The following is a 16,769-nucleotide window of genomic DNA, read 5'->3' on the forward strand; positions in this document are numbered from 1 at the left end:
CGCTTTAGAAATGCTAAAAACTTTTCTGTTCTATTTTTGGTCTTTTTCTTCAATTTTATTTAATAATTCTTTGGCATCATCTAATGTGTTGACCGCAGGAATTTCTTGACTTGGTGTAATGATTTTTTCACTAGCTTCTACTATATCGACTTGATTTTCAGTCATATCACTGTTTGAGTTTACTTCATCTGGATTTTCTTTGTCAAGTTCTTTTTCCATTAGTTGTTGGAAAGCTTCGTGGCCATCTTGAACGTAGCTTGCAAATGGCTTCAAAATTTCATCCCATTCTGGACTTTTCACTTGTTCTAATTGAGATTGCAACATTAATGTTAAGTTTTGGTGGAAAACGCGTGTTTTGGTTTTCAAATCATTGGTTTCTGTTGCAAGTTGACGCGCACTTTCGCTAGCATCATTTAAAATTTCTTTAGCTTTTTGTTCTGCAGCGGTGGTTAATTCATGGGCGTGTTTTTCAGCACTTGAAACTAACTCATCGGCACGATTTTGCGCTGAGGTAACAATTACTTCAGATTCTTTGCTGGCACTCGTTTTTACTTTATCGGCAGTATCTTGGGCTACAATGATGGACTGGTTTAAGGCGTCTTTTAATTCATTGAAATATTCCAGTTTTTCTTCTGCATGTTTTAAAGCTTTTTCCATTTCACGATTCTTTTGAAGTAATTCTTCATAATCACGACCAACTAAATCCAAGAAGTCGTCTACTTCATCTTGATTATATCCCCGCATTTTTACTGCGAAGGTCTTATTATTAATGTCTAATGGAGTTAATGCCATTTTTTCTACCACCTTTACTTATTTTCTTAAAACACCTAATGTTAAGCGTATTTTATCTTTTTTAGTTTTACCTTCAATTCCTTGTAGCTGAATACGACCAAAGCCCCGTACTGAAATAATGTCTAGTAAATCTAACATAAAATCTGGTCGCAGCGTTTCTGTCCAGTTGACTTTGATTTTCCCGCTTTCCACCAATTGTTTGGCCCGCTGGCGGGAAATGTTGAAAACAGTAGAGATTACTGTGTCTAAACGTAAAGAAGAAACCGTAGTTTTTTCTTCTTCCCAACTGTCTTTGGGTTTTAAAATCTCTGTATAGCGCACTTCTTCTAGGCGAGTTGTTACATTACCGACTTTAGTAAGTTGTAAGGCAACAAAACTAGCAACTTCTTTTGCAATGAAGATTTGCCAGGCTGTACCATCACTAATAATATCACCGAAATATTCCCGCTTAATTCCAGTACCCATTAAAGTACCTAATAATTTACCGTGACTTAAATTGGCAAATTTAACAGGATAGTGCACTTGATAAACGGCAATATCAAATTCGTCTAAAGAGGGTTCGTAATAATCCGGATAAATTAATAAACGCCGTCTTTCAGCTTGTTCATAACCGCCATAAAACATAAATTTCAATTCTGTTTCCTGACGAATCAACGTTTGCGCGATATACGCTTGACGCGGATCTAAAAAGTCGGTTAAATACGGTGCATATTGCATTTGCACTTGTTCAATCCAATCGGTTACAGCGTCAATAAAAGGGCGTTCATCAGCCCGAAAATGTTGATAGACATTTACGTTCATTGACTCCCACCCCTCATTTCCTAATACATAATATTGACTAATATAGTCGTTAGGCCTTGGCTGGCCAAATTTAACACGATAATTGCAACAGCAATCGTTAAGTCAATCGGCCCAATTGTTAAATTAAGACGATCGAATAAACTTAAATATGGTTCACAAATTTTCCGCAAAAAGCGACCAATCGCTGATTGATAACCGCCTGGAAACCAAGACAGTAAAGCATAAATCATTAGTAAAACCGAATATAAATAAACGGCATCGCTAAATAAACTCAATAACCTAAAAATGGCAATTGCCTCCTCAATTTAAATCGTATAAATCCGTTTCAGTTGGAAAAGTTCCTTGACCGTCAATTTCAACATCATAGGGCGTACATAAGAAAATTTCGTCCCCCACGCGTTTAATGTCGCCATCTTGAGCATAGACTGTTCCGGTTAGAAAATCTACGATTCGTCTTGCTTGATCTTCTTCAACTGATTGAAAATTAACTAAGACTGCTTCTCCATTTAAAATATGTTGGGCAATCTTTTTTACTTCATGGTAATTACGCGGCTCTAAAATCGTAATTTTTCCAGCCGTATTTTTACTTGTATTTACCGGCTGTTGCCGTTTAGGCGTTACGGGTGTCTTCATATTTTGCCGTAACGAAACAACTTTTTTATCTGATTTGGGTGTTTCATAGACAGGTTCATGATTTGTTACAGGATTTGATTTTTCAACCGGAATTTCTTCAACAACTGCTTCTTCATAACCATTGACCGCAGGGGCCACTTCATATTCTTCATAGCTATCTTCTGATAGACCGAAAAAATCTGCCGCTTTACTAAAGATCGACATGATAACTCCTCCTTTTAGGCATCTTTGACTAAAGCCGTACCGACACGAATAAATGTTGCCCCTTCATAAATAGCTGCTGGAAAGTCATTACTCATTCCCATACTTAATTCATGACAGGGAGCATAGACTAAATTGGCTGCTTCAATTTCTTGTTGCAGCTGCCGTAGCTTTCCAAATATAGCGCGTTGTTCTTCTACCTTAGCTCCAAATGGTGCCATTGTCATCAGACCTACGACTTGGATTTTATCATAAGCGTAAAGAGCAGCAATAAATTCAGGAAGTTCTGCCGGTGTGACGCCATGTTTTGACGCTTCACCAGAAACGTTAACTTCTACGAAGCATTTAATTACATGCTCCGCTCTTTTTTGAATTTCAGCCGCCAAGCTTAAGTTATCTAAAGCATGGAAATAGTCTATTTTATTTATAATTAATTTTACCTTTCTCCGCTGTAAATTGCCAATAAAATGCCAGCAAATCGTGTTAATATCGGCTAATTCTTGTTTTTTTTCTAAGAAAACATCTGTCCGGTTTTCTGCTAGATCCAAAACATTTTGCGCAATTAACTGGCGCATTACCTGGCTGGAGACAGTTTTCGTCACGGCAACCAACCGGACACTTTTTTCATCACGACCAACAAGAGCACATGACTCCTGTATCTCTTGTCGGACCTCCCGCAAGTTCTCAGCAATCATGTGCTCTTACCTCCAAAGCTTTAATTAACGTTTGCGACGGAAGAATGGTGGTGTACTTAATTCGTCATCATCACCAGATTTTACATCGTCACGATTAAATGTATCGAATTCTTTCTTTTCGATATTTTCAAATTGTGTATCATCAACTTTAGGACGCACTGTTTGCTCCTTGCGAATATCCCAATCACCAAAAGCATTATCATCTTCAGGTTGTGTTGGTTTTGCTTGTTCCATATCTAAAACCGGTTTTTGTGGGATGCTGTGGATTTGATTTTGTCTTGAAGTGCGGCCTTTATTTTCTTTTTTTGTTGGATCAATTCCTGTTGCAATTACTGTTACGCGAATCTCATCACCTAATTCTTCATTAATTGAAGTACCTAAGATAATGTTTACATCGCCAGTTGCAGCATTTGCAACAATATCAGAAGCATCTTGTGCTTCAAATAAAGTCATATCCAAGCCGCCTGTGATATTTAATAAGACTTGTTCAGCACCATCGATTGAAGTTTCTAACAATGGCGAAGAAATAGCTTTTTTCGTCGCTTCGATTACGCGATCTTCACCAGAGGCAACCCCGATCCCCATTAAAGCAGTACCTTGGTTTTCCATAACTGTTTTCACATCAGCAAAGTCCAAGTTCACGTAACCCGGAGCTGTAATCAAATCAGAAATGCCTTGTACACCTTGGCGTAAAACATTATCAGCTTCACGGAAAGCTTCTAACATTGGCGTTTTCTTATCAACAACTTCTAATAGACGGTTGTTTGAAATAATTAATAATGTATCCACATTTTCTTTTAATTGTGCGATACCTTCAGCTGCAAAGCGGCCACGTTTTGGTCCTTCAAAAGTAAAAGGACGTGTCACAACACCCACAGTTAATGCGCCAAGTTCTTTGGCGATTTTAGCTACGATTGGAGCAGCACCAGTACCAGTACCGCCACCCATACCAGCGGTGATGAAGATCATGTCTGCACCATCTAAGGCTTCGCGAATTGATTCTTCACTTTCTTCAGCGGCTTTTTGGCCAACTTCAGGTTGTGAACCAGCACCAAGACCACGTGTATATTTAGGGCCTAATTGAATAACTGTTTCTGCTTTTGAATTTTTTAAGGCTTGCACATCCGTATTAGCTGCGATGAACTCTACACCTTTAACGTTTTCTTCGATCATTCGGTTGACTGCGTTGCCACCGCCACCGCCGACGCCGATAACTTTAATGACTGCGCCGTCATTTACGGTATTGTCAATTGAAAATTCCATAATGTTTATTCCTCCTGCTTGGGTTTAGTCGAAAATATTCGAAAAGAAATCTTTTACTTTATCTTTAACGCTTTCGCCAGTAGATTCATTTGTTTCTTCATAAGTATCTTCTTGGCCGTCATATTCATCATAGGCTTGCTCTTGTGTAACAGGAACTGGTGCTTCATGGCTTGTTGCAGGTTGTGTTTTTTCCCCTGTTACAGCCGTTTTAGCTAATTGATAAACTTCACTTAAGTTAGCAGAATAGTCTACGATTGAAATCACATTAGTAAAGACTGGGTTACGTAATCCCATGTGATTTGGCACGTACAATTTCACATTTGTGCCAAAAATTTCTTGGGCTAAGTCTACCACACCAGGTAAGCTTGCAGCGCCGCCTGTTAAAACGACACCTCCTGGTAAACTTAACGCATCAATTTCGTCTAGTACTTCTTTAGACTTGTTGAAGATTTGTTCCATCCGCGCTTCAATAATTTCTGCTAAATAGCGTTCATCAATTTTAACCGGTTCAGATTTACCAATGACATCTACTGGAAACTCTTCGCTAGCAGAAGTACGCTCTGGATAAGCATCCCCATAATTGATTTTTAGTGCTTCAGCGTTGTTAAATGAAGTATTTAAAACAGTTGAAATATCTTTTGTAACATATTCCCCACCTTCTTGGTTAACGTGGGTGAATTTCAATTGTTTATCATGCATAACTGAAGTTGTCGTTTGACCGCCACCAATATCAATCACGGTCGTACCAAAATCTTTTTCACCATCAGATAAAATAGACTCTGTTAAAGCGAGTGGTGTAATCACCATTTCATTTAAATGAAGTCCTGCTTTTTCAACACATTTACGAATGTTGTGTAAAATTGTTTTAGGGCCGGTGAAAACAACGCCGAACATTTCTAGACGTACACCAATCATCCCCCGTGGATCTTTAATACCTTCAAAGCCATCCACAGTAAATTCTTGCGGCAAAATCGTAATGATTTGTCTTTCAGGAGGAACTGAACGTACTAAAGCAGCTGAAGCGACGTTACGTACATCTTCATCTGTAATTTCTTTTGATTCGCTGTTAACAGCAATCATTCCTTGACAGTTTTCTACTTCTAATAAGTTTGCTGGAACACCAACGCTCACACTGCGAATTTGGATACCTGCTTTTTCTTCTGCTTGCTTGACGGCCCGTTGAATTGCTTGAACCGACTTTTCAATATCGACAATAATCCCTCTGTTAATACCTTCAGATTTGGCGTTGCCTACACCAATGATATTCATTTGGTTTTCGACATACTCTGCAACGACAACTTTGACTGAAGTCGTTCCAATGTCAAGGCCGACATACATTCCCGTTTTTGCCATGAATGGGATTCCCTCCTACTAAATTTCCATATAGATCGAACAGTAAAGGTTCGTTTTTATCTATCAGTTTAATATTTTGTTCACTGCTAACAATAATACCACAAAAATCGACTTTTTAGAAATACGTTATGAAAAATATTTGAAATTTTTATTGCCCTATTTGACTGTTATTATTTGTTTCACTTTGGCTTTCATTTTCTGCTGTATTTTCATTAGTTTCATTTTGATTGGTAGTATCATTTGCGGTTGTTGTTTCATTGGTTTTTGTAGTAGCTTTTTTTTCTTCTTTGGGATAAGGATAAGTGAAAATCCCCACTTCCATATCCACTACCCCTTTGCCTTTTAATTCTTTAGCAACTTGAGGATAGTATTTTAATTGTTCTGCTAAATTCGAGATATTAATAATCACCGTATTGCCATCATTCATTAATAGATTTAGCAGTTCTTGATTAGCGCTAGTTGGCGTGTATTTAATTTGTGACACTCTAGAACGTAATTCTTGGGAAAGTTTTTGATATTGCGTTAAAACAGCTAGAATTCGTTTTTGCGATTTAAAATCTTCTAAAATTGGTAAGTTTTTAGCTGGTTCTTTGACTGTCTCTGCTAACACTTTCCCATTTTCAATGACAGGGGCATAACTGTCGCCTTTTTCTAAAATAGCCACTTCTTGATATTCGGTAATCGCTAGTTTAAATTCGTTGAAATGTTCAATTGAGATTGCCACATTTTTAACACGTGGTAGTGCTTTTTTTATCTTCTCTTCATTACTACTACGCTGAAAATATTGCGACCACAGGCCTTGACTTAGTTTAAAGTCTGCCGCTTTTGTCACAGCAGCCTTTGAGACGGCATCATTTTTCACCACATGAAGTGCGGATAATTTACTTAATGGTGAAACATAATAAAGAGCAAATAACAACGGAATCAAAAACAGCGTGATGATAATTGCTAAGCGGCGATAAAGAACCGAATTGCGCTCATATTTCAATTTTGGCAGCCGATCGGCAAAAGAACCATTAGGATTTAACGATCCTCCCTCAGCTGGTAAGTCGCTCGCATTTTCGGGTAACTGCACTTCTTCTTTTTCTTGCCCATCAATGACTGTTGGCGACCACGGCGCATCTTGACCATTTTTTTTCCGATACTCCAAGTTGGCCTTTTGCCAGGGCGTCAGATCCACTGCATGAACATCAGAATTCTCACCTTTTTGCTTGGACTGGTCTTTTTTACTGATATGCGTCACCACCTTTAACTTACACTGTAATTGCTTTAACTAATTGATATAAACGCTCACTAGCATCTGGAATTCCCTCAGCCTTAGAGGCCTTAGCCATCTGTTGGCGTTTTACTTGATCTTGCATAATTTCGTCAACAGCACGAACTAATGTTTCAGCTGTTAGCGCATCATCTTTAATCATTAGTGCTGCCTTAGCATCGACTAAGCTTTGCGCATTTTTTGTTTGATGATCTGCGGTCACGTAAGGACTTGGAACTAAAACTGCTGGCAAGCCTAAAGCCGTAAATTCGGCAATAGATGTTGCACCAGCACGTCCCACCAATAAGTCACAGCAAACCATCACTGCTGCCATTTTATCAATATAGGGGGCAACCCTGACATTTGTCAACTGGCTTAAATCAATCTTTGCTGCATCTTTAATTTCATTAAAGTAGCGTTCACCAGAAGCGTATAAAACCTGATAATCTCGACTAGCAAAAATCGGGAGCGCAGCTGTGACAGCTTGATTGATTTTTAATGCCCCTTGACTACCACCAAAAATTAAAACAGTAGGCTTTTCTTTTGCTAGACCAAACGTTGTTAAAATATCCGATTTTTGCGTATTGCTAACTTCACTGGCACGAGGATTCCCTACCAATACCGTTTTTTCTGCAGGAAAAAACTGGGCAGCATCTTTAAAACAAATCCCAATTTTTGTCGCATAACGACTTAAAAATTTATTGGTTATCCCTGGAATACTGTTTTGTTCGTGAACAATTGTGGGAATCTTCATCTTGGCAGCAGCATAAACTACCGCACCAGAAACATAGCCTCCTGTTCCAATTACAACATCAGGTTTAAAGTTTTTTAAAATTTGTTTTGCTTCTTTGATGCTCTTAAAAAAAAGTTGCAGAGTTTTAACATTATCAAAAGACAACTTGCGCTTAAATCCTTGTATTTCTAACGTTTTAAAAGGAATATCCGTTTTTGGTAGAATTTTATTTTCTAATCCTTTTTTTCCACCAACATACATAAACTCAGAAGCCGGTTCTTGTTGTTTAACATAATTCACAAAGGCTAAGGCTGGGTAGATATGTCCCCCTGTTCCGCCACCGGTTACTAGTATTTTCACGTGCTTCGCTCATTTCTATTGTTTATTCAAGTTATTGACCGCCGCAATAAAGCGATCTCCTCTAATTTCAAAGTTTTTGTACTGATCCCAGCTAGCATTTGCCGGAGATAATAAAATCGTATCGCCAACTTCACTAATTCCATAGGCTTTTTCAACTGCGGTTTCAGCATTTTCACTAAATTCAACCCGCGGTACTTTTGCATCTCGTGCGGCTTGCGCGAGCTTATCTTTGGTTTCACCAAAAACAATTACAGCCTTCAGACCGACTAAAGATGGAACCAATTCATCAAAACTATTACCACGATCTAATCCACCTGCTAATAAAATTAATTTTTCATGGTCAAAACCACTTAAAGCCATTTCAGTAGCTAAAATATTGGTAGCCTTGGAATCATTAAAAAAGCGTCGTTCATTAACAGTACCGACAAATTGTGTTCGATGCGGCACACCACTGAAACTTTGTAGTGTTTCTTTGATATCTTCATTTGAAATGCCTTTAAGTTTTGCTACTGCAATTGCGGCCAGGGCATTTTCCACATTATGATTTCCGGGAACACCTAATGTGTCTGAATCCATGATAAATTCATCTTTAAAGTACAGCTTACCGGCTTTTTGATAGGTACCAAAAACAACTTGTGTGCTAGAAAAGGGAATAACTTCTGCCTTGGTTTTTTTCGCTAAATTTTGTAATACTGCTTGATCCCAATTTAAAATTAGGTGATCATTTGGCGTCATATTTTCTTGGATATGCCATTTGGCTTTTTCGTATTCAGCTTGTGAACCATGATAATCCAAATGTGCCGAAAAAATATTGGTGATAACCGCAATTTCAGGATGAAAAGTCTGAATTCCCATCAATTGAAAACTTGATAGTTCGGTCACCATAACGTCTTTTTTTTGCGCATGTTGGGCGACTGTACTAGCAGGATAGCCAATGTTGCCGGCTAGTAGCGCTTTACCTTCCCGCATACCCGCATTTAAAATTTTACCAATCATAGTAGTCGTGGTCGTTTTACCATTTGTCCCTGTAATCCCAATTAGCGGACATTCAGCAATTTTATAAGCTAACTCAACTTCTGTAATAATTGGCAGACCTTTTTCTAAAGCCTTTTTAACTAACGGCTGGCTATAAGGTATCCCCGGATTTTTCACCATCAAGGCAAAATCTTCATCTAACAATTCAATTGGATGACTTCCCGTAACAACTTTTACCCCTAACGCTAAAAGATCTTGTGCCTCCGGGTTTTCTTCAAAGGGTTTACCGTCGTTAACGGTAACAAGTGCGCCCAAATCATGTAACAATTTGGCCGCACTGAATCCACTCTTTGCTAATCCCAGCACAAGAACTTTTTTATTTTGATATTCATTAATTTGCTTCATTTTTTCCATCTCCTACCAAATAATCAAAAGCGTAAGTGCAGAACAGACTACCGCGATCCCCCAAAAAACCAGATCGATTTTCCATTCAGTCCAACCGCTCATCTCAAAATGATGATGGATAGGTGACATTTTAAACAGGCGTTTACCGGTTAATTTAAAGGAAGTGACTTGTAACATAACACTGGCTGTTTCAATCACATAAATTAAACCAACCAATAACAACGTCCACTCTTGATGTAAAAGGATTGATGTTGCCGCAAGCAAACCGCCAAGGGCAAGCGATCCTACATCTCCCATAAAAATCTTTGCTGGTTTGTGGTTGTAAGGGAAAAAACCCAATAGTCCACCAATCACACTTAAACAGATGATCAAGACATCAAATTGGTTTTGCTTCCAAGCTATCATACCATAAGTTGCAAAGGAAATAACCCCCAATCCGGATACCAATCCGTCAATACCGTCCGTTAGATTAACAGCATTGGAAAAACCAACTAACCAGAAAATGACAAAAAGCCCATAAATAATTCCTAAGTTAACTTCTAAACCAAAAATATTTAATGTGTTCGCATTTCCCTCATGTAAAAAAACAACATAAAAAATAATTGCGCCTAAAATTTGACCAATTAATTTTTGTAGAGAATTCAACCCCATATTGCGTTTTTTAAAGATTTTAATAAAATCATCTAAAAAACCCAATAAACCATATAAAAATAGAATAAATAAAAGAATGAACAACGATGGTGTTAGTAAATTTTGCCACGCACCTACCCAAAGGCCTGTTAAAACCGAGGCAATTAAAAAGACAACGCCACCCATTGTTGGTGTACCAGCCTTAGCATTATGCCACATTGGTCCTTCATCACGAATTTCTTGTCCAAATTGTTTGACTCTAAAATAGCCAATAAAAAGTGGCATGACGGCATAGGTCATCGCAAAACTACTCACAATCGGTAAAATCATCTTTGTCCATTCCATTTTTTAATTCTCCTAGTTCATTTTAATGTATTCATTTTTTCTAAAAAATGAGTTTTATTTTCACTGCGCATATCATTTTTCTACAGCAGAAATCACTTAAAAAAACTGACATCCTAGTTCTTTTTAATGTATTCATTTTTTTCTAAAAAATGAGTTTTATTTTCACTGCGTATATCATTTTTCTACAGCAGAAATCGCTTAGAAAAACTGACATCCTAGTTCTTTTTAATGTATTCATTTTTTCTAAAAAATGAGTTCTATTTTCACTGCGTATATCATTTTTCTACAGCAGAAATCGCTTAGAAAAATTATTCCATGGTGAATTCTATTGCCTTATCACCGATGCGTTCGTAAGGAGCCAGGCTTTGTGCTGTGCAGTAGCCATCGCCTTTAAAAGTGACTTTTACCCCCAACAAGTCGCCTAATTTAACTAAGTCAGCTTTAGACCAACTCGTTACGTCTGGCATATAATATTCTGAACCAGTCGTTAGCAGCAATAATTTTTCTCCGGCTAATACTTTTGTTCCATGGGAAGTTCCTTGTTCTTTAATTTTGCTACCTGTGCCAAGCACGACAGGAACTAAACCATTTTTGCTGGCATCAGCTGCAGCAGAGTCTGTTCCTAAATTACGATAGTCGGCAATTTCAATTTTTTCTGTATTCTCACTAGCGGGATCTGTCTGTTCATCTTTAAATTCCATCGCACGTTTTAATAATGAATTCCCAATGTCGCCTAAAGCTTTTTGTTCCCAATGTTCAGGCATCTTCATCGTCATGTACAACACATACTCTGGATCTTCTGCAGGTACCATTTCAACAATAGAATACAAATAAGCTGTATCCCCTTGATAATAGCCGCCGTTTTTTTCATCCGCAATTTGGGCAGTACCGGTTTTAGCAGCGATTTTATAGCCTGGAACATGATACACGTTATAAGCACTGCCATAGTCTTTGCTTTCCACTACATCTCGCATATATTCGCGTACTTTTGCCGTTGTTTGTGCACTAACAGGATTGCCCACCACTTCAGGTTCGGTTACACGTTCTGTGCCATTTTGACTGTTAACAACTTTACTAATGTAATGTGGCTCTAACATTTTACCATTGTTGGCAATTGCAGAAAATGCCCGCATCATTTGAAAATTCGTTACTCCAACCCCTTGACCAAATGAGCTCATGGCTTTATCCACAATATTATTAGTTGGTAAAATACCACTATTTTCCCCCGGCAAACCGGAGTAAGTACTTTGACCAAACCCAAATTTCTTCAAATACTGTTGCCAAGTATCTCCCATTTTTTGCTCGAGTTTTACCATTCCAACATTACTTGACCAAGATAGCGCTTGTCGCATATTCAAAGTTCGGCGTTGCTCTTGGTAATCCCAGTCGTTAATTGTAGCATCAGCAATTTTAATTTCACCAGAAGTAAACGTCTCGTTTTCATTAAAGACACCGGACTCAATTGCCGCTGCGGTAGTCATTACTTTCATCGTTGAACCCGGTTCGTAGCGATCTTCAACTAACAGGTTCATCCAATTGAAGTTTTTATCAGAAAATTCTTTTTTTGTTTCAGGGTTAAAAGTTGGACGTTGTGTCATGGCCAATATTTCGCCAGTCTTAGCTTCCATCAAGACAGCAGTCGCATCTTCTGGTTTGTATTTTTTAACAGCAGTGTCCATTAAGGATTCTAAATAAGTTTGCAATCCACTATCAAGTGTTGTGTAAATATCTTGACCATCTTTGGCTGCTTTTTTTTGAGCAACGGTTCCTGGCAATGGGTTTTGGTAGTTATCTTTTTGATAAACAATTTTGCCATCTGTCCCGCTTAAAATATCGTTATAAGCAGCCTCCAATCCCATCTTGCCAACTAAGCCTTTATCAATTCCTTTGTCATCTACTTCAGGCTCGGCATAACCAATAAAATGAGATGCAAATGTACCATTAGGATAAATACGATTGGGATGTTCATCAAAGTCTAATCCCGAAAGTCCTGCATCTTCCATCGCTTTTTCGATTTTTTTCTTTTTCTCTAAAGTTATATTTTTTCCCTTACCGGAAAACTCCACTTGATACAGTTCATTTTTGGCACCGTCTTTAAGGCGATCTATGACTTCTTTTTCATCTAAGCCTAAAACATCATGCAAAATAGTAGCAACTTTTTCGTAGTCCTTACTTTGGACATACAGTTTTTTATCCCCGGTTTTGTAATTTTTTGACAAAATAGCTTTTAAAGAATAAGAGGTAGCGTCTTCAGCAATTGCAACACCATTACGGTCGTAAATCGTTCCTCTTTTAGCCTTGACTACTTTGCTGCCTTCATATAATGCCGCTGTCTTTTTCTCCAGTGATGTGCCAGCAACGTTTCCTACTACGACTAAATAGCCCAAACGAGTGGCAAACAAAAAGAACAACCCAATACTCGTAGCAAAGAGAATAATCCCTACTTTTTTGCGGTTGTTCGTTGGATTTTGATTTTTCTTGCGGAAATACTTTCTAATTCGTTTAAAACGCATTTACTTCACTTTCCTTAAATTATCATCGTTAATTTTAAGTCCTTTTTTTTCTGCGATTTTTTTAATTCGCTCAGTTTTCGAAAGTTCGCTTTTTTCTTGTTCTAGCCGCGTTTTTTCTTCCGCTTGCTGTGTTGTTTGTGCTTCAATTTGGGAAACTTCTCGTTCTAATTGACTGATATCAGTCCTTACATAGACAGTTAAAACAGCTAATCCGATAACTGCTGCCAAAAGAAAGATTCCAATAATTTTTTCCAAACCACTGATACGTTTTAATTTTCGTGCGGGTGAAGATGGGATGCGAATAATTTCAGGACGAGGTGGCGTCGATGGTTTCGCTGACGGATTTGGTTGTTCAATTTGTGGTGCTGCTTGATTCATATCGTAGTGATATTCACGTTTCGCTTCTGCCATTTCGACGCTCCTTTTTATTCTTTAATTCTTTCAGCAATTCGCAATTTTGCACTACGGGAGCGATTGTTTTCATCAAGCTCTTTTGTAGTTGCAACAATTGGTTTGCGATTAATTAATTTTAATTCTGGTTGATATTCCACTGGTACGATTGGTAAACCTGGTGGCAAATCTTTGGGACTGCTGTATTCTTTAAAAATATTTTTAACCAAACGATCTTCTAACGAGTGAAAGGTAATCACACTCACTCTACCACCAACATTCAAAAGTGCTATCGCTTGTTCTAGAGACTCTTCAATTGCACCTAACTCATCATTGACTGCAATGCGAATCGCTTGGAAAATTCGTTTCGCTGGATGACCACCCTTACGTCTTGCCGGTGCAGGAATCGCCTCTTTAATTAAATCCACCAATTCTCCGGTAGTTTCAATTGGTGCAATTTGACGTGCGCGTTCGATTTTACGGGCCACTTGTTTAGAAAATTTTTCCTCGCCGTAGCGATAAAAGATTTTGACTAACTCATGATAATCATAAGTATTAACTAAATCATAAGCAGAAAAATCTGCCGTTTGATCCATCCGCATATCTAAAGGCGCATCCTGATGGTAACTAAAGCCTCGACTCGCTTCATCAAGTTGTGGCGATGAAACACCTAAGTCATATAAAACTCCATCAACTTGATTTATTCCTTGCTCTTTTAATGCGGCAGCTAAATTGCGGAAATTACTTTTTATAAAGGTTACTTTTCCAGCTGCAATCGCGTCTTTTAAAAAATCTTTTGCATGATCAATTGCTTTTTGATCTTGATCAAAGGCATAAAGATGACCTTTTTCATTCAATTGGGATAATAAATATTGACTATGACCGGCTCCGCCTAAGGTACAATCAACATAAATACCGTCTGGGTTAATATTTAGTCCATCAACTGTTTCTTTAAGCATCACGGTGTAATGTTGAAACGACTCCGCCATTTAAGTTCCTCTTTCTATAAGCCAAAATCAATCATTGTTTCGGCAATTTCGTCAAAATTCTCTTCGGCTTCTTCTGAGAAAGCCTGCCATTTTGCTTCATCCCAAATTTCAATACGGTTACTAACGCCGGTAATCACACAATTTTTCGTCAAACTGGCGTGTTTTCGTAAAGTCTGGGGAATATTAATCCGACCTTGTTTGTCAATCTCACACTCGGTTGCTGCGGAGTAGAAAAAACGGACAAAGGTACGGGCATCTTTTTTAGCCAATGGCATTTCATTTAGCTTTTCTTCTAATTTTTCCCATTCTGCTATCGGATAACCAAATAGACAGCCATCAAGTCCTCTTGTGACAATGAACTTTTCGCCGAGTTTTTCTCGTAATTTCGCGGGGACGATTAAACGACCTTTTGCATCGATTGAATGCTGAAATTCCCCCATAAACATCGAAAAAGCCCCCCTGTCACCACTTGATATACACAGTCTACCACAATCCCCCACTTTCTACCACCAATTATGTATACTAATCAGAGAAGTTTTTTGACTTTTATTCACCAAGAAAGACAACAGAATCAATAACAAATTCATTTCACTTTTGAATGCTAGAAAATCAGACAAAATGCAGGATGCTAAGCACAATAACAAAAATATAAAATACCATTGTTAACAGAAAAACCAAGCGCCAAAACATTTTCAAGTAACGTCCGTAAGACAGTTCACCATAAAAATAAGCGTGGAAAATTGCCAAGCCAATCCCTAAAACCAACATACCAATAATAAAATACGGTAATGCTGAAAAAGCAAAAGTAGCTTGTGATACTTGGTTGATTCCCAAAAAAAGAAAAGGAACAGCCAAATCTGGTGCTTTGATTTTGAAACGTTTCGTTAAAGCAAAGGTCGTAACTAAAAAGTTACAGGCAACCAAAACGATTACCGGAAAAATGTACCAAAATGCTAATAACGGTGTAAACTTTTCCATTTTTCATTTCCTCTCCATACCGCTAGGGTAACTATACTTGATTTTCTTTACATCCGTGTAACAGTTCTTTTAAAAGTTCTTGTAGTCACCTAAGTTTTTCTTAAGTTTTCATGCCCTTTCAAAAGAAATCACACCGTTTTTCTATTATAATGTTTCATAAAGGATGTGACTACATGATTACGCATTATTTTCTTAAAGATAATCAATTGAATGTAACAGAAGATATTAAAGAGTCTCTTTGGCTTCATGTTGAAAAACCAACCAATGAAGAAATCGAACATCTTTCAAAAAAATACGAATTGCCAAAAGATTACTTAACCAGTGTCTTAGACGATGCAGAAAATGCGCGTGCTGAAGGCCTTAACCAAGAAAACTTTTTAATTCCTGCGTTGCTATTATTACAGTTTCCTTATGTTTCAACAAGTCCTAGTGGTTATTTGCAATTTAATACTTACCCTTTAGCCTTAATTATCACCCCTGACAAAAAACTGATTACCGTCTGCAACTATCATATGCCTTTTTTTAAAGCTATTTTGGAAAAACCGTTACCTAAAAATGATATGAGCAGCAAGTTAAACTTGGTTTTACAAATTTTATGGCATTTGGCATTAACGTATAATCAAAATCTCGCTGATTTAAAACGGCAAGTCGACAAATTAGAAGGCCAAATCCAAGTTTCCACCGAAAATAAACACCTCTATCAACTTATGGATATTCAAAAAAGTCTGGTTTTGTTTGAAGCCGCTACAAAAGCTAATTTTAAAACCTTAACTAAATTAGCCAGCACAACCGAGTTTCAAGATCATCATGCTTATCATAATCATCTCCATGATATATTAGTTGAAACAAAGCAGTCCATGACCTCTGCTAAAATCAATTTACAACTCGTTAGTCAAATGAATGAAACTTTTTCGGCCATTGTTTCAAACAACTTGAATATCGTGATGAAAATTTTGACTTCTCTAACGATCGTTTTAACAATTCCTACTATTATAGGTGGTATCTATGGCATGAATGTAAAACTGCCTTTTGCCGAATCGGATAATGCTTTTTTACTGATTACTGGTGCTACGATCCTTCTTTGCTATTTAGCAATTAAATATTTAAAAAAGAAGAATCTTTTGTGAATTTATTGCCAGTTTACTTGAAGTAAGGCGCAAAAGAGAGTAAACTCCAAGAGAAGAATCTATGTAAGGGTGGCCTCTATGAACGAAAAAAAATCAAGCAGCACTTTTAGTAAAGTAACTAAAATCGTCATCTGGACGATGCTAATTTTAACGGTTGGTTCTGTCTTTTTGACTGCCATTTTAAGCGTCATGTAAAAATGAATACTGATTAAACAAAAACTGGAGACGAATTGTCCAGTTATAAACAAAGAGACCATAAAATCCAAAAGTTTGAGCGCTATCTTTTGAATTTTATGGTCTTTTTGTCTTAGTGGTAATTCTGTTTTACTTT

At 37.6% G+C, this 16,769-nt stretch carries 18 protein-coding genes and 1 other annotated feature (1 of these 19 running past the window's edge); of the genes, 2 read left to right on the forward strand and 16 right to left on the reverse strand.

From position 1 onward, the window contains the following. Positions 1-47 (reverse strand) — a binding site (T-box leader); it reaches 164 nt to the left of the window's first position. The 16 genes from K4422_RS02125 to K4422_RS02200 form a co-directional block, all read right to left on the reverse strand. Then, complete coding sequence (locus K4422_RS02125) at positions 31-792, reverse strand: DivIVA domain-containing protein (RefSeq protein ID WP_206903892.1); 762 nt, start codon at positions 790-792, stop codon at positions 31-33. It overlaps the preceding feature by 17 nt. A gap of 18 nt (positions 793-810) precedes the next feature. Then, positions 811-1,593, reverse strand: a complete 783-nt coding sequence (locus tag K4422_RS02130) for a YlmH family RNA-binding protein (RefSeq protein WP_230708891.1) — start codon at positions 1,591-1,593, stop codon at positions 811-813. 20 nt (positions 1,594-1,613) lie between these two features. Next, entirely contained in the window at positions 1,614-1,823 is a 210-nt protein-coding gene (locus tag K4422_RS02135) for a YggT family protein (protein ID WP_051113726.1), read from the reverse strand. Positions 1,824-1,893: 70 nt separating this feature from the next. Continuing rightward, complete coding sequence (locus K4422_RS02140) at positions 1,894-2,430, reverse strand: cell division protein SepF (RefSeq protein WP_206903889.1); 537 nt, start codon at positions 2,428-2,430, stop codon at positions 1,894-1,896. Between the two features lie 14 nt (positions 2,431-2,444). Beyond that, entirely contained in the window at positions 2,445-3,122 is a 678-nt protein-coding gene (locus K4422_RS02145) for a YggS family pyridoxal phosphate-dependent enzyme (protein ID WP_230708893.1), read from the reverse strand. A 24-nt stretch (positions 3,123-3,146) separates the two neighbouring features. Further along, entirely contained in the window at positions 3,147-4,385 is a 1,239-nt protein-coding gene (gene ftsZ / locus K4422_RS02150; RefSeq protein WP_206903887.1) for a cell division protein FtsZ, read from the reverse strand. A gap of 24 nt (positions 4,386-4,409) precedes the next feature. After that, a complete protein-coding gene (gene ftsA, locus K4422_RS02155) occupies positions 4,410-5,738 on the reverse strand; it encodes a cell division protein FtsA (RefSeq protein ID WP_206903886.1) in 1,329 nt (442 codons plus the stop codon). A 148-nt stretch (positions 5,739-5,886) separates the two neighbouring features. Further along, positions 5,887-6,981 (reverse strand): cell division protein FtsQ/DivIB, encoded by a 1,095-nt coding sequence (locus tag K4422_RS02160; protein WP_230708895.1) that lies wholly within the window; start codon positions 6,979-6,981, stop codon positions 5,887-5,889. A 10-nt stretch (positions 6,982-6,991) separates the two neighbouring features. Continuing rightward, positions 6,992-8,086, reverse strand: coding sequence for an undecaprenyldiphospho-muramoylpentapeptide beta-N-acetylglucosaminyltransferase (murG, locus tag K4422_RS02165; protein WP_230708897.1), 1,095 nt, complete (start codon positions 8,084-8,086; stop codon positions 6,992-6,994). A gap of 15 nt (positions 8,087-8,101) precedes the next feature. Further along, positions 8,102-9,466, reverse strand: a complete 1,365-nt coding sequence (murD, locus tag K4422_RS02170) for a UDP-N-acetylmuramoyl-L-alanine--D-glutamate ligase (RefSeq protein WP_230708899.1) — start codon at positions 9,464-9,466, stop codon at positions 8,102-8,104. A 12-nt stretch (positions 9,467-9,478) separates the two neighbouring features. Beyond that, positions 9,479-10,441 carry a phospho-N-acetylmuramoyl-pentapeptide-transferase gene (mraY, locus tag K4422_RS02175; RefSeq protein WP_206903882.1) on the reverse strand — a complete coding sequence of 321 codons (963 nt, stop codon included), beginning with the start codon at positions 10,439-10,441 and terminating at the stop codon, positions 9,479-9,481. 308 nt (positions 10,442-10,749) lie between these two features. Further along, positions 10,750-12,954 (reverse strand): penicillin-binding transpeptidase domain-containing protein, encoded by a 2,205-nt coding sequence (locus K4422_RS02180; protein WP_230708901.1) that lies wholly within the window; start codon positions 12,952-12,954, stop codon positions 10,750-10,752. Then, positions 12,955-13,365 (reverse strand): cell division protein FtsL, encoded by a 411-nt coding sequence (gene ftsL / locus K4422_RS02185; RefSeq protein WP_206903880.1) that lies wholly within the window; start codon positions 13,363-13,365, stop codon positions 12,955-12,957. It abuts the gene before it with no gap. 14 nt (positions 13,366-13,379) lie between these two features. Beyond that, positions 13,380-14,333, reverse strand: a complete 954-nt coding sequence (rsmH, locus tag K4422_RS02190; protein WP_230708902.1) for a 16S rRNA (cytosine(1402)-N(4))-methyltransferase RsmH — start codon at positions 14,331-14,333, stop codon at positions 13,380-13,382. A gap of 14 nt (positions 14,334-14,347) precedes the next feature. After that, on the reverse strand, positions 14,348-14,779 hold the full coding sequence (gene mraZ / locus K4422_RS02195) for a division/cell wall cluster transcriptional repressor MraZ (RefSeq protein WP_206903878.1): 432 nt from the start codon (positions 14,777-14,779) through the stop codon (positions 14,348-14,350). Positions 14,780-14,942: 163 nt separating this feature from the next. Then, the gene (locus tag K4422_RS02200; RefSeq protein WP_206903877.1) at positions 14,943-15,311 is read right to left on the reverse strand and encodes a DUF3397 domain-containing protein; all 369 of its coding nucleotides are present in this window, start codon (positions 15,309-15,311) and stop codon (positions 14,943-14,945) included. Between the two features lie 173 nt (positions 15,312-15,484). On the opposite strand from K4422_RS02200, the gene K4422_RS02205 reads away from it, so the two are divergent. Both K4422_RS02205 and K4422_RS02210 read left to right on the forward strand, forming a co-directional pair. After that, on the forward strand, positions 15,485-16,438 hold the full coding sequence (locus tag K4422_RS02205; protein ID WP_206903876.1) for a magnesium transporter CorA family protein: 954 nt from the start codon (positions 15,485-15,487) through the stop codon (positions 16,436-16,438). Positions 16,439-16,516: 78 nt separating this feature from the next. Beyond that, positions 16,517-16,633: a DUF4044 domain-containing protein gene (locus K4422_RS02210; protein WP_016172522.1), complete on the forward strand. Its 117-nt coding sequence runs from the start codon at positions 16,517-16,519 to the stop codon at positions 16,631-16,633. Positions 16,634-16,769: the final 136 nt, after the last annotated feature.

Origin of the sequence: Enterococcus sp. SMC-9, from assembly GCF_021011285.1 — a bacterium.
GTDB classification, from domain to species: domain Bacteria; phylum Bacillota; class Bacilli; order Lactobacillales; family Enterococcaceae; genus Enterococcus_C; species Enterococcus_C montenegrensis.